A 19,760-nucleotide genomic window follows, 5' to 3' on the forward strand; every position below is an offset into this window, starting at 1 on the left:
AATAAGTTTTAGAACAGTCTAATTAATCCAATTACAATTAACGCAATACCAATAATCGCTTTAAAAGGCATTAGTTTAGAAGATAATTTCCTTAAACTAGCTTCTAATGCTGGCACTTTACCAAAAACATGTGTAAGTAATAAAATTCCACCAAGGATACTCACTATATTGTAAAGGACTCCACTCCAAAATACTAATATTGCTAATACAATAAGAGCTCCACCTATTACAGTTTGAAAAGGTGCCAATACACCTGCTATCTTATTAAAAAAATTGCTTTCGCCATCCCATTTATCTAATGTTGCTAGTCCAAGTAATACTCCACCAGAAATATTAGCTATTGTTAAAAGTAAACCGATCATAATCTTAAGTTCATTTAATTATTAAAACATAAATTTAATCAAATCCATAAAATTTATTTGCTGAAACCGAATATTTTATTTTACTTTGTATTTCAAAGTACTTTTTATTATGAGCAACGAAGATTATTTAAAAGACATTAGCGAGATTAAAAATTTAATGAATAAATCGTCTCGTTTTATTTCATTAAGTGGTTTATCTGGAATCTTAGCTGGTATCTATGCGTTAATTGGAGCTGCTATTGCTTATTATTTAGTAATGAATTACAGCGATGGAACATTATTTATATTTCATGGTTGGGTATTTTGGACATGTATGGCTGTACTTTTAATGATAGCTGTACTTAGTGCCATCACAGGTATAATTCTCACCACAAGAAAAGCAAAAAAGAATAATGAAAAGATTTGGGACATCACCTCTCGCAGATTGCTCTTTAACTTTCTCATTCCACTTATTGTTGGTGGGCTTTACTGTATGATTATTTTAAATCAAGGAAGGTATGGACAAACTGGTGGTTTAATGCTTATTTTTTATGGATTGGCTTTAGTAAGTGCTTCAAAATATAGTATAGGAGACATTAAATATTTAGGATATATTCAAATTATTTTAGGACTAATAGCCAGTTATTATCCAGGTTATGGATTTTGGCTTTGGGTAGCAGGTTTCGGAATTATGCACATTGTATATGGTACTTGGATGCATTTTAAATATGATACTAAGTAAGATGAAAAAAAGTAGCAGTCTTTTATTAACTGTAATATTTCTTATTACAATATCATGCAGTCTAAACAAAGGAAAGTTTACAATTACTAATGACAGTGATTTTGATATTGATTCTTTGAGTATTATACCAGATTCTAAAAAGAAATTAATTGCCTTAAAAAAAGGCGATATTGTAAATCATAGCATATTAATGGATGAAGTAAAATCTGATGGAAGGTATTATTTATCCTTCAAAAAATCAGGAACAAATCAAATTGTTTCACAAGGATTTGGATATTATACTAATGGGTATCAAATTGAAGATGTGATTAATATTAGAATTTTAAATGATACTATTTTGATTAATGGTAAGTTTAACAATTCTTATTAGAGAAATGAAATTTCTGCCTTCGCAGAAAGTATTATGAGTATAATAAACAACATAAATAAACTATTTGACCATAGAATAAGACTAGGTATTATGTCTGTTCTAATGGTAAATGAATTTGCAGATTTTAATATGCTAAAAGAGTTATTAGGTGCCACAGATGGCAATTTAGCAAGCCATACAAAAGCTCTAGAAAAAGCAGAGTATATTTTAGTTGAAAAACAATTTATAGGAAGAAAACCAAATACAAGATATAGTGCAACAAAATTGGGGAAAGCAGAATTTAAAAAACATATTGAAGCCCTTGAAAAACTAATAAAGAAAACATAGTCATTTTTTTTAATCTTTTACTTTGAAATACAAAGTACTTTTAATAACCCAAATATGAAAAAATTATTATTATTTATCGGAGCCATTTTATTCAGTACATTATTCTATGATAAGCGTATTGGACTTAACTTATTCTTGTTTAGCATTATTACCATTAGTGTTCTTTATGTAAACAACAAAGACGATTTTAAAAATAAAAGAACCCTACTTTACGCTAGTTTGTATCTCATGACTGGTTTAGCTGTTTTTTTTCATGATTCTTTAGTCTCTGTTATCGCAAATTTTGTAACGTATTTTACTTTAATTGGTTTACTTTCCCAACATAAATCTTCAATCTACATCAATTGGCTAAACGGCCTATATACCACAATTGCTGGTTTATTTCATCGCAATTTCACTTTTAATGAAGCTACTCAAGAGGTCGAGCCAAAAAAGAACGTAGACTACATACATTTAATTAAAATCATTTTTATTCCATCTATAATTCTAATCATATTTATAGGTTTATATCAAAACGGGAACCCTTTATTTAGTAAAATAATTGCAAGCATAGATTTAAGCTTTATAAACGTTCAATGGTTATTGTTCGCCGGATTGGGTTACTATTTATTGTCAAATATTCATAAACCTATAGAAGTTGAACCAGCTACTGAGATTGATTTAAAAACCGGAAATTCATTAAGTAAAACCAATGCATTTTCAATTCCGAAATTGAAACAAGAAAATCAATTAGGTGTTATTCTCATTTCATTATTAAATGCCTTAATTCTACTATTCCTAATTACTGATATTACTTTTTTAATTACAAATGACGATGTAAGAGCATCCGTTTTTTCGTCTCAAGTACATAGTGGTATTAATGCTTTAATAGCCTCAATTGTTATTGCCATTATTATTTTGTTATATGTTTTTAGAGGTGATATTAATTTCTACAAGGACAATAAAACATTAAAACAGCTAGCCTTTACTTGGATTATCCTAAACATCGTTTTAGTACTAAGTATTACCGCTAAAAATGGACAATACATTTACTACTATGGCCTCACTTACAAAAGAATCGGTGTATTAGTTTACTTAACGCTTGCAGTTACTGGTCTTATAACAACATTAGTAAAAATTAATAAAATAAAAAACATCTGGTACTTGCTACGTTTAAATACCAAAGCTGCTTTTATAGTTTTAATTATATCTAGTACTATAAATTGGGATTACCATATTACAAATTACAATTTCAACTACGCCAAGTCTATGGATTTTAATTATCTCATAGAACTGTCTAACAACAACACCTTTTTATTAAAAGAACAAGCAGAAACCAAAGTTTTAGGACAGGATTCCATTAAACGTATTGAAGATAAGTATAACAAATATGTTTATGAACTGAGAACAAATTCTTGGCAAGAATTACAGTACGACAATTTAAAACTTGAAACTAAATAAGATGATAGCTTTAATATTATTTGGCATATTTTTTACAGGACTAATGACATTTGTTATTGTAAGAATTAGCATATCCTGCATGTTTTGGTCTTCAAAAAACCCAAATGACAAGCAACACATTTTTAAAGTTTATTTCCCTTATTACATCATCATTTTATCCATAATATGTATAGCATTTATTATAAAATTCAATAAGAGTCTGTTAGCTATTTACTATTTCTCTGCTGTTTACATTATAGCTTTATCAATTTGGAGAAATGAGATGAAATCTAGAATAAAAAAGAAGAAAAATTTTGCCGTTGAACCAAATCAATCCCATCTACCATGAACACCCTATTTTATAAAATAAAAGCACTAAGAAAGCAACTTATCATTTGGTTGTTTGAGCATTCGCAACGCATCTATACGTCTATGTTTAAAAAGCATAAATCTTGGAACATCACTAAAGCTGAATTATTAAAGCTACCGGAACCTACTTTTGGAAGACATCTTGGTGAATTTTTAGACAAAAATAATTTTGAATTGATCCCGAAAGTAGAACGTCACGATTGTTACCATGTGCTTTGTGGTTACAGTACAAAAGTAGAAGATGAAATCGCTTTACAATGCTTTTGTTATGGCAATGGAAAACGCAGCCCATATTTATATGGAGCTATAATCCTTGGAGTTACTATTCTACCAGATTATTACAAGTATTACTATACATCTTATAAAACAGGTAAACGAGCCAACCCTTTTCATCATTTCGATTATAAAAAACTTTTAAACGTATCTATTAAAGACCTTAGAACAGCCATTTTCTCTAAGTCTCAATTGTATAATCTCAACCTTTCCTCACTATGAAAAAATTTAAAATTGCACTCGTACTCATTGTCCTTATATGCATTGGTGTCTTTAGCACTTACCATTGGATAAGTTATAAAACCAGCAATCTTGTTTACGATGATGTAAATACTATTCCAAAAAATAAGGTTGGTTTGGTTTTAGGTACTGGAAAATATACAGCAAACGGAACTATTAATCTGTTTTATAAATTCCGAATTGATGCAGCCGTAAAACTTTTCAATGCTGGTAAAATAGAGTACATTTTAGTGAGCGGAGATAATGGAAGAAAAGATTATGATGAACCTACTGACTTTAAAAACGATTTAATCTCCAAAGGTATTCCTGCTCACAAAATTTTCTTAGACTATGCTGGTTTTAGAACCTTAGATTCTGTAGTAAGAGCTAAAGAAATTTTTGGTCAGACTGAAGTAACGGTTATCTCTCAAAAATTTCATAATCAACGTGCTATATACATTGCAAATCATTTTAATATTAAAGCTGTTGGTTTTAATGCCAAAGATCCTTTGAGTGGTAGAAAGGCTCGTGCACGCGAATATTTAGCGCGCTCAAAAGCTAGTTTTGATTTAGTTTTTAATGTACAACCCAAATTTTTAGGTAACCCTATTAAAATCCAATAACAAGATACCTCATGAAACTAAAATTCAACAAAAACTATTTAGCGCTTGCACATTCGTTATTCCTAATAGAATTAGCAATCGCATTTATCATAAAAACCGGGTTTATTCGCTACACATTTGGCGATTATCTCGTGGTTATTTTACTATACGCAATTATAAGAGGATGCTCTAGCTTGAGTGTGAGGGCCTCAGCTTTTGTCGTTCTCTTTATTGCCTATAGTATAGAAGTCCTCCAACTCACTCCATTTTTAACCTACTTTAATTTAGAAAATAGTCATACAGCAAAACTCATCTTTGGCACTACATTTCACTTTAGTGATATTATAGCCTATTCACTAGGAATCTTAACTATTTTAATAATTGAACATTATGGAAACATTACAAAAACCCATACAATCAAAGTTTAAAACTCTAGTTTTAGTAACTGCCACATTAAGTTTTAGTCTTATAATGTTAATGGTACGTATGAAACTTAATAAGTCATTCTTCTATCTTTTTTTAGTTTGGAATATCTTTTTGGCATTTATTCCATATATAATAACAATGTATCTAAATACTAAAACCAATTTAAGTAAATTAAAACTTGGGTTTTGGTTTTTCATTTGGTTGGCTTTATTACCAAATGCACCATATATTGTTACGGACTTAATTCATATTAGAATTGGAAATCACACTTTATTGTGGTTAGATGTTATGGTTATTCTGTCTTTTGCTCTTAGCGGCTTACTTTTATTTTATCTTTCTATACGAGATATGGAAAAGTTGATAGCAGTAAAATTTAAACAAATACCAATTACAACATTATCAATACTTATAATGTTTTTATGCGGTTTTGGTGTGTATTTAGGTCGGTTTTTAAGATATAACTCTTGGGAAATTATCAGTAATCCAGAAGTTTTAATTTCAGATGTTTTTAATATTATAGTTTCACCATTTCAAAATTCTGGTGCTTGGTTATTTACATTAGGCTTTGGTGGCTTTTTGGTAGTTGGATATTTAATATTTAAGAATATAATTTATTCAAAGAATGTAACCTAAAACTAAAATAATCGTCCTATTTTTAAACAAAACACAAGGTTGAATTATAGAATTTTAATAACATTTTGCATTTTATTTCAAACATGCTCTACATCAAATAATAGTAGTGATGCTGACAGTTCACATTTAAAATACTTTGGTTTCGCCATAACAGATTGTGGTACCAACTATACAAATCAAGTTGATGATTTTGTGAATTTAATTGACATGTGTCCTACAGATTTAGGTAATATAGAAAGTAGAGTATCTTCAAACATCCTCGGTAATAACAAAGTACTTATTCATTTACAAGGTTTGTTTATTAATAATATTGCCGACTCAAGTTCTCCTTCTGGTTTTCGATACGAATTACTATTTAATTATGAAACTTTATTCACTGAATGGGCACAAAACAACCAATTCCTAAACACTGATTTAGTCGCTGCTTTTGATTTTGTAGATGAACCTGCTTGGAACCAAATGAACATGGAAGATTTAGCAACGATAGCAGCTCGTATTAAACAGAGTTTCCCAGACATTCCTTTAATGGTAATTGAAGCACCAGATGTAATTAACCAATTAGAAATTACTGATGATATTGATTGGGTTGGTTTTGACCGTTACGGAACTATTGACCCAAAAAATGATACTGAATATCTAAGTCGATTAGAATTGATAAAATCTAAACGTACAAATTCAACTCAAAAGCTAGTCTTAATAATGGAGTCTCAATGGTTAGATTTCTATACTGATGCTGGTTTTGAAGAATCTATCTTAATAGATATGACAAATAGTTATTATGAGCTAGCTAAAACAGAAGAAGATGTCATTGCTTTAATATCATATTTACTCCCAAGTGAATTTGATGCACCGGACCAAAAAGGCTATTTTGATTTATTACCACAGGTAAAAGAATCTATTCGTAATATTGGAAACGAAATCCTTAATTAATTAGATATCCCTATTCTTATTCTGTATTTGTCTAACAATTTTGGTCGTTCTATTACGAGTTAGCACTCTTGGTAAAATAGATAAAAACTTATTAAAAAGTCCAGGAATAGCTACAACTCTACCCTTATGCATTGCTTTGTATCCATAAACCGCAACATCTTTTGGACAAGCCATATTAAAGGTGATTTTATTGTCATTATTCCCTACAGAAACGACCTCCTGAAATGCCGTTTTTGTAGGACCAGGACATAATACGGTGGCGCTTACACCTGTTCCTTTTAATTCATTAGCAATGGCTTGTGAAAAAGATAAAATATAGGATTTAGACGCATAATACAATGCCATTAATGGACCTGGTTGAAATGCGGCCAAAGACGATATATTTAAAATTTTACCAGAACCACGTCTTACCATATCTGGTAAAAACAGTTTTATTAAATGTGTTGTTGTTAAAATATGTAAGTGTAACATTTCAGATTCGCGCTCCCAATCTGTATCACAAAAACTACCAAACAAACCAAAACCAGCGTTATTTATAATAACATCTATTGTGGTATTATCAATATCATTATAAATTTCTTGAGCAATATTTACAACGCTCAAATCCTTTACCATCAAAGTAATTTTAATGTTACATTGTTCTAAAATACTCGTTTTTGCTTCATTTAATTTTTGGGAATCTATATCTATTAAAATAAGATCATAAGAATCCTTAGCTAATATTAGCGCTAACTCAAATCCTAATCCAGATGCAGCTCCAGTTACTAAAGCAGTTTTAGTATTATTTCCCATCCACATAATCCTGAAGGTAACTAAATCTTTCCGTTAGTGTACCATTTTCAGTAATTCTAGCACGTTTTAAAACTTTGTTTTCATCATTATTAAAAAAAGCAGGAATCACATGCTCTAAAAAAGTAGCACCAAATCCCTCACTAGCGTCTTTTGGTAATTCACAAGGTAAATTATCTACGGCCATTACTGTAATTGCATCTTTTGCATCAAAAGCAGTTTCTTGTTCTGTTTGTGGATTATAACCATAAAAAGGGTCGGCAATGGTTGATGGGCGAATGGTACTCGCCACAGGTCCATCAATATCACAAGAAATATCTGCGACTAGATTAATCTTAAAATCTGGTGATTTTGCATCATTTCTTGTAAATAAATAAGGCGCATTATTTCCGTAAAAATGACCCGCAATAAAGTAATCGGTTTCTTTAGCATAAGGCATAAAATTACTTTCGTAACCTGATGGATCTTTATAAAACTCCCACTTATCTCCTACTTTACCATCCTTGCGTTTAGCATATTCCATTACATCCGCCATTACATAAACTGGTTCAGTAAATTGTGAGGTTAAATAAAGTGCATCACTTACTTGCTTTATTTGTAAATGATCTAATATTTCTTTTGCACCATGAGCTACTTTACCTGTACCTGTTAAAAGAATTTTAATATTAGGTAATGTAATTTTGTCTAACTCTGCTTTTACAGCTTCTAAATCTGCCAATGTTTCAACTTTAGGTAGATTAAATAATCCATCTCTTAATCCTAAAGCTCTAAAACCGTTGTATGCACCTACTAAACCTGCATAACGTCCAAAACCGATAAGACGCATATTATTTTCGCGGACTATAGTTTCGTGGTCAAACATTTCAATATTTTTTTCTAGCATAGCAACTAAAAGCTTCCTATTGTAGGGTTGCTTTTTAATCGTGTGCGAAAAATAAAAATATTTTTTATTCGGTATTAAATGCTCTATAGGTACTTCCTTTACTCCAATCATAACATCTGCATCAGAGACATCATCTGTAACTGTAAACCCTAATTTAGCATATGCTTCATCAGGAAACACTCTAATATCCGAAGATTCCACAACAAATTCTGCTTCTGGAAACTGTTTTCTAGCCTCTGCTAAAGTTTCTGGAGAAAATACTACACGTCTATCTGGTGGACTTTTACGTTCTTTTATTATGGCAAATTTCATGTAAGGATTATTTTAGACTGACAAAAAGAGTCAATTTATACTATGGAATAATTTTTGCACGAAAATAATTGGATTTGTTACCATTTGCAAAGTTTTTGGTAACTTCGCCATCCTTTTCCATTGAAAAGGAATATCATTTAGTGATGAAATCTTGAAAATTATTCAGGGTTAATTCGATACAGCAAAACTTGGTTTTGTAATCTAATTAAGGGGTCGACTGGTTTTGACAGCGAGATTAATTAAATGGTAAGCACGTCGTGTAATGGCATTGAAACACGTAAAAGGCTAGACCAAATTTTAAACGGCGAGAATAACTACGCTTTAGCTGCATAATCTGAATTACAGTAAGATTAAGCCTCGGCTCACTAGGTGAGCAAGCTTTATGTTCCCGAAAAGCCCTAGTCAGTGGCGTTTCTTTTAGGAGCATCGTAAAAATTGACTAAGATTAGGTAGCGCTTTGATGCCTTTTCGAGATTAAGAAGCTAAGTTGTAAGTAGGTTGTCTTTAACCAGTTTACAATCGAAAACCTAAGAATAGACTAAGCGTGTAGAAAGCTCTTTGGTTACTTGTTTGGACGAGAGTTCGATTCTCTCCGACTCCACCTACGCTCTCTGAAGCCTTGTGCGAAAGAGAGCTTTTTTTATTTTGAATAGACATTAATTGTTAAATTCAACTTCATTAAATAAAGCTTCGGTGGACGTGTTCACAAAATTTCATAATTTTAATTAAAATCAAACTTTATGAAATTACCTTACGTTGTTTACATTTTAAAATGTTTTGACAATACATTCTATACAGGGTACACAACAAACATTGAGAACAGATTAAAAGCTCATAATAAAGGAGAAGTTCATTACACAAAATCTAGGTTACCTGTTGAGCTAATCAATCTCTTTCAATTTGAGAACAAACAAAAAACATATGATTTTGAACGCTATTTAAAAACTGGTTCAGGCATTGCTTTTAGGAATAAAAGACTAGTTTAAAATAGGTCCATACAATTTTAGTTTTACTGCTTTACCAGGAAGTTAATCCCCAAAACCTATATCTTTAACAATCAAAACTTAAATTGCTAACTCTTTTTGAATAAATTTCACAATGAAAACATACAACTGGGGAATTATTGGCTGTGGTAATGTTACAGAACTAAAAAGCGGTCCTGCGTACCAAAAAACAAATGGTTTTAATCTTGTAGCTGTTATGCGTAGAGATGCTGAGAAAGTTAAAGATTATGCTCATAGACATAGTGTACCTAAATTTTATACGAATGCAGATGAACTTATAAACGATTCTGAAATTGACGCTGTTTATATTGCAACACCTCCAGATTCTCATGAGTATTACGCATTAAAGGTTGCAAAAGCAGGTAAGATTTGCTGTATTGAAAAACCTATGGCTACTTCTTATGAAGCATGCGTAAACATTAACAAAGCATTTAAAGAAAAAGATTTACCTCTTTTTGTCGCTTATTACAGACGCTCTTTACCTAGATTTACAAAAATTAAATCTTGGATAAACGACAATAAAATTGGTGATATAAGGCATATCTCTTGGATTTTAAACAAACCCGCTAATTCAATAGATTTGTCTAAAACGTATAATTGGCGTACTGATAGCGCTATTGCCTATGGTGGTTATTTTGATGATTTAGCTTCCCATGGGTTAGACTTATTTACATTTTTATTAGGAGATATTTCTGAAGCTAACGGCTTTTCTATTAACCAACAAGGTCTCTATTCTGCAATGGATGCTGTCACAGGAAACTGGATTCATAATTCTGGTATTACAGGATCTGGCAGTTGGAATTTTGGATGCGAAAAACGGGAAGACCATGTTCAAATTTTTGGCAATAAAGGAAAAATAGGGTTCTCAGTTTTTGATGAAAACCCAATTAGCATTAACTCTAACGGTAAAATTGAAAGTTTCCATATTGAAAACCCTGAAAACATTCAAATTCACCATGTTCAGAATATAAAATCTCATTTATTAAATGAATCACTTCACCCTTCAACTGGATCAACGGCAACACATACGGCTTGGGTTATGGATCGTATATTAAAATAACACTGATTAAAAGTTTTTCTATAACTAGATTAATGTAAGAAAACCAAAAACACTACGACTATATTCATATCTTTATAAAGCATATTATTAATTAGAAAAGAAACCGAATAACTTCAATTAAAATTGATATTATAGATTTTAATGACGAGGTTGTTTCTGACCTATTTAATTAATTATTAACTCACAGAAAGAAAGGAAACAACAGTATGCTAACTTGGAAAGATGTTATCAACTTTTCCGTAAACGGAAACCCAACACCAGAGAGACGTGTTGAAAAAACAGAAGCCGAATGGAGGGCTCAATTAACTCAAGAACAATTCAGAATTACAAGACAAAAAGGTACAGAACGACCGCATAGTGGAGAGCTTTGTAGTATTTATGATGAAGGTAAATATAATTGCGTTTGTTGTGATACACCTTTGTTTGATTCTACTATAAAATTTAGTTCGGGTACTGGTTGGCCAAGTTTTACACAACCTATTAAAGAAAATGCCATTAAATACCATAGAGATACTTCTTTTGGTATGGTACGCGTAGAAGTAATGTGTAATACTTGCGACGGACATTTAGGACATGTGTTCCCAGATGGTCCTGAACCTAGTGGATTACGTTATTGTATTAATTCAGAGTCTATGACGTTAGATAAGGAGATCAATTAATGGAGAAAAATATGCAAATTGCCACAGTTGGTGGTGGCTGCTTTTGGTGTACTGAAGCTGTATTTCAGGAAATTAAAGGTGTAGAAAATGTAGTATCGGGTTATTCTGGTGGTACAGTACCAGGAAAACCAACATATAGAGAAATTTGTTCTGGCTTAACTGGACATGCTGAAGTTGTACAAATTACTTTTGATGCTAATGTAATCTCATACGAGGATATTCTGGTTATTTTTATGACTACACACGATCCTACGACCTTAAATAGACAAGGAGCAGATCGTGGTACGCAGTATCGTTCGGTTATTTTTTATCATAATGATAAGCAAAAAGAAATTGCTGAGATTATTGTTAAGGAATTGGAGCAATACTATGAAAATCCGATTGTAACTGAAATTTCGGAAGCTGTCACCTTTTTTGAAGCTGAAAAAGAGCATCAAGATTTTTACAAAAACAATCCAGATTATGGGTATTGCAGTTTCGTAATTGATCCTAAATTAGCTAAACTAAAAAAGCTACATTCAGATAAGTTAAGAGACACTGAATAAATTTTATTCACTTAAATAGAAAGGACATTAATTTTTTGAACCGAGTAGTTGAGCCATTATTAAAAGCTTGAAAATTTAGTCTACAGAAAGGATGATTTTTAACTTATAGAATACGATATAGAACTAATAATGAATTACATAAACAACTGCTTAAAACAAATTTAATTTGTTAATCCTCTGTAATAATCTAAAACCTTTACTCGCAAAAGATATTCATATTTAGTATTAGCTAAATTTACTTTAGCATTATCTAAATTATTTTTACTTGTTACATAATTTAGAAAATTAGATACTCCGTTATTAAATCTTATTTCATTAATACGGTAGGATTCTTGGTAGGCTTCCACCTGTTTTTGTAAACTTAGATAACGGTTATAAACCGCTTCCATATCAAAATGAACTTGAGCAATCGCATTTTTTATATCTAAATGCGTGCGCTCTAATTCTAAAATTGACTCCTCTACTCTAATTTTTTCTAACGCAACATTGTTTTTAGCTCTAAACCCGTTAAAAAGCGGAACATTTACAGCAACTCCAACCACTGTGTTTAAATTATTATCTAGTTGATCTTTATAACCTATGGCTTCTGCCTCAAAATTTGTTTGTTCGGTCATAATTGGTAAATCATCACCATCTACGGTCACATAATCACCAGTTGTGACGATACTTGTTCCGGTTGAATTAAACAACTGAGCTGCACTAGAGTAATTTGTATTTATACCACCAAAAACAGAAATCTCTGGTGTAAACTGAGACTTGGCCACACTAACTCCTTTTTTTGCAGCTTCAATTCTTAATTCATTAGCTTTAAATGTCGCCAAATTTTGAAGTGCTTCATTATAAACCTCGTCTGCAGAAAGTTTATATTTTTCAAAATCGAGTAGAATTGATTCAGCATCAACCTCAATAGAATCAGGAAGATTTAATAATCTTGCAAGTGCTAATCTTGCATTATTTAAGTTAGATTCTGAGTTTAAAACACTGGTTTCATCACTAGCTATTTGTCCTAATATATCTGCATAGTCTGCAGGATTACCAGATTCATTATCGTAAAAATCCTTTTGAATTTTTAGTTGTTCTTTAGTCGTCTCTAAACGTTGCTTTGTTAGGTCTAAAACCGCTTTACTATTTAAAACTTGTAAATAAGCTAAAGTAACATTTAAGATTAAGTCTTGTTGCGCTGCTTCTTTTTCTAACTCAGAAGCCTTTCTATTTAGGCTATTTTGTTTGGCTGAATTTAATAATCTAAATCCATTAAAAATGGTCATATCTATGCTCAATCCCATATTGGAAAACGTCAATTCCTGATTTATAAAATCATTTGTAAAAGGATCTATACTTCGACCATCATTCACTCCTAAATTAAAATTGCCATTTATACTAGGCAACAAATTAGCTTTTGATTGCTGGTGGTTAACTTTAGCGGAATTTGCTCGTAAATCTGCCGACTTTAAATCGAGATTATTCTCTAGTGCCATAGATATACACTCATCTAAAGAATAACTTTTCTGATCTAAATTTTGAGTGTATCCTACTAAACCCATCAAAATAGCGAGGGCAAATATTAATTGTTTTTTTATCATAATGCTTTTGTTATTCTGAGACTATTTTCCCATCAAGTAGATTTATAATTCTTGATCCATAGGATGCATTCTTTTCAGAATGTGTGGCCTGTATTATGGTTACTCCTTCTTTATTCAATTGAGAAAACAACTCCATAATTTCTGTACTCTGCTTAGAATTTAAATTACCTGTCGGTTCATCTGCCAAAATCAATTTTGGTTGTCCGATAAGTGCTCTTGCAATACCAACTAATTGCTGCTGTCCACCACTTAGCTGTTGTGGAAATAAATCTTTTTTTCCAACGATATTGAAACGGTCTAGCATATCTGCAACCATCGCTTTTCGCTCAGAAGATTTCACGTTTTTATATAGTAATGGTGTTTCAATGTTTTCCCAAACGTTTAACTCATCAATTAAGTGATAAGCCTGAAATACAAAACCTATGTACTCTTTATAAAGTTTAGAGCGGTTTTTTTCTTTCATGCTATGAACTGGCTCACCTAAAAATGTATAACCACCATCGGTAAAACTGTCTAGCATACCAATACAATTTAATAATGTGGACTTGCCTGAACCCGAAGGTCCCATAAGCGAAATAAATTCTCCTTCCTTAACTTGTAAATCGATGTTATCTAGTAACGTGACTTTATTACTTCCAGAATTAACAGTACGAGTAGCCTCATTTAGGCTTAATAATGTATTTGTCATTTTCAGTTTTTTTTAGTCTATATGATTGATTTGCGAATCTCCAAAGCTCAATCCTTTATTAATTTTTGCACTGCCTTTATAATACAATTCAGCCTCTCCATAAGCTGTAAATTTTATACTTTCTGATGCCTGAATTCTAAATTGTGCTTCTCCATACGCTTTGAGTTTAGAGGTTTTGTTATCCACCTCAACTAGGTTGATTTCGCCCTCACCATAAGCAGTTATATGTTGATTGTCGATTCTTCCATTTGCGATAGTTAATTGGCTCTCTCCATAAACATCAACATCAAAATTGTTAATGTTAACATCATTGAATGTTACTTGAGATTCTCCATATATTTTAAGATCAAATTTATCTACATCAATAAGACTTGTGCATACAGTTGTTTGCTCTCCTCTTAACGATAAATTATCGATAGTTTTATAAACCACCTTTATAGTTAGAACTTTTCCTTTATAAATAGGTTCTTTCATTTTCATTCCATTCTTTACAACTTTCTTATGCTTTGTTGTCGTTTTAGCATCATCTAAATAAACTCTAAGTGTGCCATTATTAACTTCTATGTTTACGATATCATTAGACAACGTATTTTCTAAAATTGTAACTGACTCTTCTTCTCCTTGTACAAATGTGGTTTCAATATGTGGACTAATAATAACTTTGTTGAAAGATGCTACAGCTTTCTTTGTTTGTCCTAACATCACTTGACTAATACAAACCAAGGCAATTATTAATGTGTTTTTTATAAGTTTCATAATTCTTTATTTTTCTGATTAATGATGAATTTTATTTTACTCTGTTTTTAAGCTATCTATTGGGTTTGAAACGGCAGCCTTAATCGCCTGAAAACTTACGGTAATCATGGCTATACCTAATGCACAAATTGCTGTAAAAACAAATGGGTGCCAGCTTATTGTAATTCTGTATGCAAAATCTTGAAGCCAATTATTCATAATATAATAAGCTAACGGAAATGCTATAATTAGAGCAATTGCTACTAGTTTAATAAAATCAATAGACAATAATTTTACAATTCCGGTTACAGTTGCACCTAAGACTTTTCTGATTCCTATTTCCTTATCGCGTTGCTCTGCTGTAAAAGCTGCTAAACCGAAAAGGCCTAAACAAGCTACAAAAACTGCGAGTAATGAAAATATCATTCCGATTGAAGCCGTTTGCTTTTCTTCTAAATACAGTTTCTCTATATTTTTATCTAAAAAGCTGTAGTCAAAAGGAACGTTTGGTGCTATCTTTTTAAAACTGTTCTCTATGCTCATTAAATTTTGACTCAAATCTGTAACAGACATTTTAACTAACATATATTCTTTCCTCTCACTAGAATAATTATGAAAAGCATAAGCTCCTATTGGTTCTCGTAACGATGCAAAATTAAAGTCATCTACAACACCAACAATAAACGAATTATGACTAGGCAACATTTGAATAGGTTTACCAATGGCTTCCTCAGGAGTATACCCAAGGTAATCTGCAATCTTTTTGTTAATTACAACATCTACAAGCGAATCGCCTTCGGCTTTTATCTCTGGAAGGTTTTTTCCCGCCACAAAATTTAATTCCATTAGCTCAATTGCTTTTGCCTCGATACGATTAGTTTGTACTGCCAAACCGCCATCATCTTCTAAAGGATTTTGGACCATTCTACCGCTTACTGTTTTACCAGGATAACCTTGTGCGGCACCAGCATTAGACACCATAGGTAATTTGCCCAATTCTAACTTCAACAAATCTACATTAGATGCTTCGTTAATGCCATTAACGGAAATAGCCATAATTTGCTCCGAATTAAATCCTAAATCTTTTTCTTGAATATATTTTAGTTGATTATAAATTACAATCACGCCAATAATTAATATGGTAGACGCACCAAACTGAGCCACAACCAATCCTTTTCTAACGCGTGTTGCCCAGAAGGAACCTATCTTACCTCCGCTCAATATTTTTTTAGCCGAAAGATTAGACATATATATTGCTGGATAAGATCCTGCCAACAGAGTTGTAATTGCCCAAATAACAATAAGTGATACTATAAAAGTGCCAGACCATAGCATAGAACTAGGAATCTCTTTACCCGAAATTTGGTTAAAATATGGCAAGCATAATAGCGCTAATAACACTCCAAAAACTATTGAAATTGCAGTTATTAATCCTGTTTCTGCATAAAATCGGGTTATTAAATTAGATACCGAAGCACCAAGTGTTTTACTTACGCCTACTTCTCGAGATCGTTTTTGAGATCTTGCTGTTGTAAGATTCATATAATTAATACATGCAATGACAAGAATGAGAAGTGCAAGCCAACTTAAACTCTTAACCTGCTCTATAGAACCTTTACGAGAACTATAAGCATTTTCAATTTGATTAGAATATAAATGCACTTGGTTTAAAGGTTGCACATTTAAGGTGTACCACTGCGCATCCTTTTCAACAAATTTGTCTAACATAGTTTGCATCTTCGACTTTAGAGCGCTCACATTTGTTCCTTCAGCCAATAACAAATAAGTTTCTAAACTTGAATTTGACCAGGTTGGTTGCCTAGAAAAAAAGCTCGTCGCAAACGAAACATATACATTAGCATCTAATGTGGTATTTGCTGGTAAATCGTCAAATACTCCTGTTATTTCAATATTTAATCTATCATCAACTTTAAAAATTTTTCCGATAACTTGATCTGTTCCAAAATAACGATTAGCTGTACTTTTAGACACAATAGCTGTATTTGGTTTTGTTAAAGCTTCTTTCGCAATTCCTTGAGTTAGTTTTAAATCGAAAATTTTGAACAAACTAGAATCTGCATAATATAATGACGATTCAATAAATTCTGAAGAACCTGTACTTATATAAGCAGCCTCACCAAAACCATGTTTTAAAAATCTTACTGCATCTAAAACTTCTGGAATTTCCTCAATACTCGTTGGAGCAACCATTGCAGGAGCTGTTGCATACGTTTTATTGTTATAACTTTCAGCAGTTTCAACTAAAACTCTATGAATTTGATCTTTATGAGAAAACATAGAATTAAAACTATTCTCATGTTGAACGAATGCAAATAACAACGTCGTTATTGTAAGACCTAAAGTGAGTCCCAAAACATTAATTGATGAAAAAAGAGGACTCCCTTTAATATTTCTCCAAGCAATTTTTATATAACTCTTTATCATAACTATTCGTTTTTTATTCGGTTTTTAAACTATCAGCAGGATTTGCAATTGCCGCTTTAATGGCCTGAAAACTTACCGTTACCATAGCAATTAAGATCGCAACAACGCCAGCTATAATAAATACCCACCAATTAATTTCTATACGATATGCATAATCTTGAAGCCAATCTTGCATAAAATACCAAGCTATTGGAATTGCTAGTACAATAGATATTAAAACAAGTTTCAAAAAATCTTGAGAAAGTAATTTTACAATACCAGAAACGCTTGCACCTAAAACCTTACGTACTCCAATTTCTTTTCGTCGCTGCTGTGCTGTGTAAGCTGCTAATCCAAAAAGACCTAAGCAAGAAATAAGAATGGCCAATATGGCAAATATTTGAGATAACTCTCCAACCAACTGTTCGTTTTTAAACTTTTCATTAAAAGCTTCATCTATAAATGAATATTCAAATGGAAATGCTGGATTATGAGTTTTCATTACAGCTTCAATATCTGATAATGCTTCATTAATAGGTACTCCTGCTTTTGTTTTTATAAACATATACCTAGTGTAACTAGGAAAGTGCATAAAAAGTACAGGATCACTGGCATCAAACATATCACCATAAACATAATCTTTTACAACACCTACGACCTCCAATACATCATCTCCTCTGCTAATAATATTTCCGATTGGGCTTTCGTTACCCATCATTTTTGCTAAGGATTCAGAGATTAAAACAGATGTACTATCTGCTTCAACAGTTTCACTAAAACCTCTACCTTCAATAATCTCCATTCCTGTGGTATCAAAAAAGCTTTGGGTAACATTTCTAAAAGAAATTAAAACATCTTCGGTATCTGTTCCTCCTTTCCATGAAAATCCAGACCCATTATTTCCACCAGATAAAAGAGAAGAATTACATAACGTTGCATTATCTACAGAACCTGTTCTAATCAATTCTTGTTGTACGACATTAAATTTAGGAATAAAGTCAAGGTCAATTCGCATGGACAAAAGTTGATCTTTGTTATAGCCTAAATCTCTATTTTTTGCGAATTGAATTTGCTGATAGACTAAAATTGTAACAATAATAAATACTATTGAAATTGTAAACTGACCAACAACTAACCCTTTTCTTATAAGTGTTGCTGAACCTTCAGTTACTTTTAAGCCTTTTAAAACTTCTACGGGTTTAAATGACGATAAATAAAATGCTGGATAAAGACCTGCCAAAAGTCCACAGACAATTGCCACTGTAATAAGGCTTAATATATGCATTGGATTAGCCAATCCTAAGGTTAAGTTTTTATCTATGATGAGGTTAAACTGCGGTAATAGTATGGCCAGCATCACTACACTAAAAACTGTAGCTATAATCGATAGTATCAACGCTTCAGAAATAAACTGTGTAATTAATCGTCCTCTCCCAGATCCCATAGCTTTACGGACGCCTACTTCATTGGCACGTTTTTCGCTTCGAGCCGTACTTAAATTCATAAAGTTAATGCAAGCAATTAATAGAATTACAAATGCTATAATTGTGAATAAACGCACATAGGTTATACGACCACCTACTATTTCACCACCTTCAAACTTAGATCTTAAGTGCCAATCTTTTATAGTGTGTAAAAAAGCATAATCATCTGTGTTTTCTTCTTTTGTACCAATTAATGCTCTTACTTGAGTATCTACAGTTTCAAAGTTAGCCTCTGGTGCTAATTCTACAAAGGTATCTGAAAAATTACTACCGTATTCCGTCATCCATTCTGCACCATCTCTATAACGCTCAAAAGGTGCAACCCAATTAAAGGGAAATGACACATTATTCGGAAGATTTTCTATAACACCTGTAACCAAATAATTATCCTTATTACTAACTCTTACAACTTTTCCGAGGGCTTTTTCATCCTTACCAAAAAGTTGTTCTGCTGTTTCTTGTGTTAACACAATAGCTTCAGGATTTACAAATGCATCTTCTCTATTACCTTCAACAAACTTTAAACTAAAAATTTCTAAAAAATCTGCATCTGCATAACGTCCACTTCTTGTAATAGAATTATCACCTACAACAAATAATCGCTCCTCGAGACTAGAACGGGTGGCTTTAACTATTCCAGGAATGTCATTTAGCATATCTTGAGCTAATGGACCAGGTGTAGAGTAAAATGTACGCCATTCTCCTTCATAGTTTTGGTTAGTTGGCACATAGTAAACTTGATCTTGCTTATCAAAGTTTTTGTTGAAACTTAGTTCATCCTCAACCCAAAGAAAAATTAAACTTGCACATGTAATTCCTATGGCTAACCCGAAAATATTAAGGAAACTATAGCCTTTGTTTTTTAATAAGGTTCTAAATGCTATTTTGATATAATTAAGAAACATAAGTATTCGTTTTTTGATTGATGAAATGTTTTATTCTC

At 31.8% G+C, this 19,760-nt stretch carries 22 protein-coding genes and 1 other RNA gene; 15 read left to right on the forward strand and 8 right to left on the reverse strand.

Translation table 11 applies throughout. The features are described from left to right. Positions 1-8: 8 nt before the first annotated feature. Positions 9-362 (reverse strand): hypothetical protein, encoded by a 354-nt coding sequence (locus H8K90_RS00460; RefSeq protein ID WP_186843980.1) that lies wholly within the window; start codon positions 360-362, stop codon positions 9-11. 109 nt (positions 363-471) lie between these two features. Here H8K90_RS00460 and H8K90_RS00465 point away from each other — a divergent pair, with 109 nt between their 5' ends. Genes H8K90_RS00465 through H8K90_RS00510 form a run of 10 tightly spaced genes read left to right on the forward strand, consistent with a single transcriptional unit; the run spans position 472 to position 6,651 of the window. Further along, a complete protein-coding gene (locus tag H8K90_RS00465; protein WP_186843981.1) occupies positions 472-1,083 on the forward strand; it encodes a hypothetical protein in 612 nt (203 codons plus the stop codon). A 1-nt stretch (position 1,084) separates the two neighbouring features. Then, a complete protein-coding gene (locus H8K90_RS00470) occupies positions 1,085-1,453 on the forward strand; it encodes a hypothetical protein (protein ID WP_186843982.1) in 369 nt (122 codons plus the stop codon). A 33-nt stretch (positions 1,454-1,486) separates the two neighbouring features. Beyond that, on the forward strand, positions 1,487-1,780 hold the full coding sequence (locus tag H8K90_RS00475) for a winged helix-turn-helix domain-containing protein (protein WP_186843983.1): 294 nt from the start codon (positions 1,487-1,489) through the stop codon (positions 1,778-1,780). A 54-nt stretch (positions 1,781-1,834) separates the two neighbouring features. Then, positions 1,835-3,220: a DUF4153 domain-containing protein gene (locus H8K90_RS00480; RefSeq protein ID WP_186843984.1), complete on the forward strand. Its 1,386-nt coding sequence runs from the start codon at positions 1,835-1,837 to the stop codon at positions 3,218-3,220. 1 nt (position 3,221) lies between these two features. Continuing rightward, positions 3,222-3,548 carry a hypothetical protein gene (locus tag H8K90_RS00485; RefSeq protein ID WP_186843985.1) on the forward strand — a complete coding sequence of 109 codons (327 nt, stop codon included), beginning with the start codon at positions 3,222-3,224 and terminating at the stop codon, positions 3,546-3,548. Further along, positions 3,545-4,063, forward strand: coding sequence for a Coq4 family protein (locus H8K90_RS00490; protein ID WP_186843986.1), 519 nt, complete (start codon positions 3,545-3,547; stop codon positions 4,061-4,063). The genes H8K90_RS00485 and H8K90_RS00490 overlap by 4 nt, the downstream gene beginning before the upstream one ends. Then, positions 4,060-4,683: a SanA/YdcF family protein gene (locus H8K90_RS00495; protein ID WP_186843987.1), complete on the forward strand. Its 624-nt coding sequence runs from the start codon at positions 4,060-4,062 to the stop codon at positions 4,681-4,683. The genes H8K90_RS00490 and H8K90_RS00495 overlap by 4 nt, the downstream gene beginning before the upstream one ends. Before the next feature lie 11 nt (positions 4,684-4,694). After that, the gene (locus H8K90_RS00500) at positions 4,695-5,090 is read left to right on the forward strand and encodes a ribosomal maturation YjgA family protein (protein WP_186843988.1); all 396 of its coding nucleotides are present in this window, start codon (positions 4,695-4,697) and stop codon (positions 5,088-5,090) included. Continuing rightward, positions 5,053-5,721 carry a DUF1361 domain-containing protein gene (locus H8K90_RS00505; RefSeq protein ID WP_186843989.1) on the forward strand — a complete coding sequence of 223 codons (669 nt, stop codon included), beginning with the start codon at positions 5,053-5,055 and terminating at the stop codon, positions 5,719-5,721. The genes H8K90_RS00500 and H8K90_RS00505 overlap by 38 nt, the downstream gene beginning before the upstream one ends. A 39-nt stretch (positions 5,722-5,760) precedes the next feature. Beyond that, positions 5,761-6,651 (forward strand): hypothetical protein, encoded by an 891-nt coding sequence (locus tag H8K90_RS00510; protein WP_186843990.1) that lies wholly within the window; start codon positions 5,761-5,763, stop codon positions 6,649-6,651. On the opposite strand, the gene H8K90_RS00515 is transcribed toward H8K90_RS00510, so the two are convergent. Together H8K90_RS00515 and H8K90_RS00520 are read right to left on the reverse strand one after the other, a co-directional pair. Continuing rightward, positions 6,652-7,443 carry an SDR family NAD(P)-dependent oxidoreductase gene (locus H8K90_RS00515; protein ID WP_186843991.1) on the reverse strand — a complete coding sequence of 264 codons (792 nt, stop codon included), beginning with the start codon at positions 7,441-7,443 and terminating at the stop codon, positions 6,652-6,654. It lies immediately after the preceding gene. After that, positions 7,433-8,635 carry an NAD(P)-dependent oxidoreductase gene (locus H8K90_RS00520; protein WP_186843992.1) on the reverse strand — a complete coding sequence of 401 codons (1,203 nt, stop codon included), beginning with the start codon at positions 8,633-8,635 and terminating at the stop codon, positions 7,433-7,435. The genes H8K90_RS00515 and H8K90_RS00520 overlap by 11 nt, the downstream gene beginning before the upstream one ends. A gap of 209 nt (positions 8,636-8,844) precedes the next feature. Between H8K90_RS00520 and ssrA the strand changes: the two genes are divergently transcribed. The 5 genes from ssrA to msrA all read left to right on the forward strand — a co-directional run bounded on the left by ssrA (position 8,845) and on the right by msrA (position 11,903). Further along, positions 8,845-9,239: a transfer-messenger RNA gene (gene ssrA / locus H8K90_RS00525) on the forward strand. A gap of 136 nt (positions 9,240-9,375) precedes the next feature. Further along, positions 9,376-9,621 carry a GIY-YIG nuclease family protein gene (locus tag H8K90_RS00530; RefSeq protein WP_186843993.1) on the forward strand — a complete coding sequence of 82 codons (246 nt, stop codon included), beginning with the start codon at positions 9,376-9,378 and terminating at the stop codon, positions 9,619-9,621. Positions 9,622-9,733: 112 nt separating this feature from the next. Continuing rightward, positions 9,734-10,699 (forward strand): Gfo/Idh/MocA family protein, encoded by a 966-nt coding sequence (locus tag H8K90_RS00535; RefSeq protein WP_186843994.1) that lies wholly within the window; start codon positions 9,734-9,736, stop codon positions 10,697-10,699. 206 nt (positions 10,700-10,905) lie between these two features. After that, positions 10,906-11,358: a peptide-methionine (R)-S-oxide reductase MsrB gene (gene msrB / locus H8K90_RS00540; protein ID WP_186843995.1), complete on the forward strand. Its 453-nt coding sequence runs from the start codon at positions 10,906-10,908 to the stop codon at positions 11,356-11,358. Further along, positions 11,358-11,903: a peptide-methionine (S)-S-oxide reductase MsrA gene (msrA, locus tag H8K90_RS00545; protein WP_186843996.1), complete on the forward strand. Its 546-nt coding sequence runs from the start codon at positions 11,358-11,360 to the stop codon at positions 11,901-11,903. Before msrB ends, msrA begins: the two co-directional genes overlap by 1 nt. Before the next feature lie 161 nt (positions 11,904-12,064). On the opposite strand, the gene H8K90_RS00550 is transcribed toward msrA, so the two are convergent. From H8K90_RS00550 to H8K90_RS00570, 5 genes are read right to left on the reverse strand one after another with little or no spacing between them, the layout of a single operon-like run. Beyond that, positions 12,065-13,486, reverse strand: coding sequence for a TolC family protein (locus H8K90_RS00550; protein WP_246457464.1), 1,422 nt, complete (start codon positions 13,484-13,486; stop codon positions 12,065-12,067). Positions 13,487-13,496: 10 nt separating this feature from the next. Next, entirely contained in the window at positions 13,497-14,174 is a 678-nt protein-coding gene (locus tag H8K90_RS00555) for an ABC transporter ATP-binding protein (RefSeq protein WP_186843997.1), read from the reverse strand. Positions 14,175-14,186: 12 nt separating this feature from the next. Further along, positions 14,187-14,930, reverse strand: a complete 744-nt coding sequence (locus H8K90_RS00560; RefSeq protein WP_186843998.1) for a head GIN domain-containing protein — start codon at positions 14,928-14,930, stop codon at positions 14,187-14,189. A gap of 36 nt (positions 14,931-14,966) precedes the next feature. Then, the gene (locus H8K90_RS00565) at positions 14,967-17,354 is read right to left on the reverse strand and encodes an ABC transporter permease (RefSeq protein ID WP_186843999.1); all 2,388 of its coding nucleotides are present in this window, start codon (positions 17,352-17,354) and stop codon (positions 14,967-14,969) included. Between the two features lie 13 nt (positions 17,355-17,367). Next, positions 17,368-19,722 (reverse strand): ABC transporter permease, encoded by a 2,355-nt coding sequence (locus H8K90_RS00570; protein WP_186844000.1) that lies wholly within the window; start codon positions 19,720-19,722, stop codon positions 17,368-17,370. Positions 19,723-19,760 lie beyond the last annotated feature (38 nt).

Source organism: Winogradskyella echinorum, from assembly GCF_014297365.1.
In the GTDB taxonomy this organism is placed as follows: Bacteria; Bacteroidota; Bacteroidia; order Flavobacteriales; family Flavobacteriaceae; genus Winogradskyella; species Winogradskyella echinorum.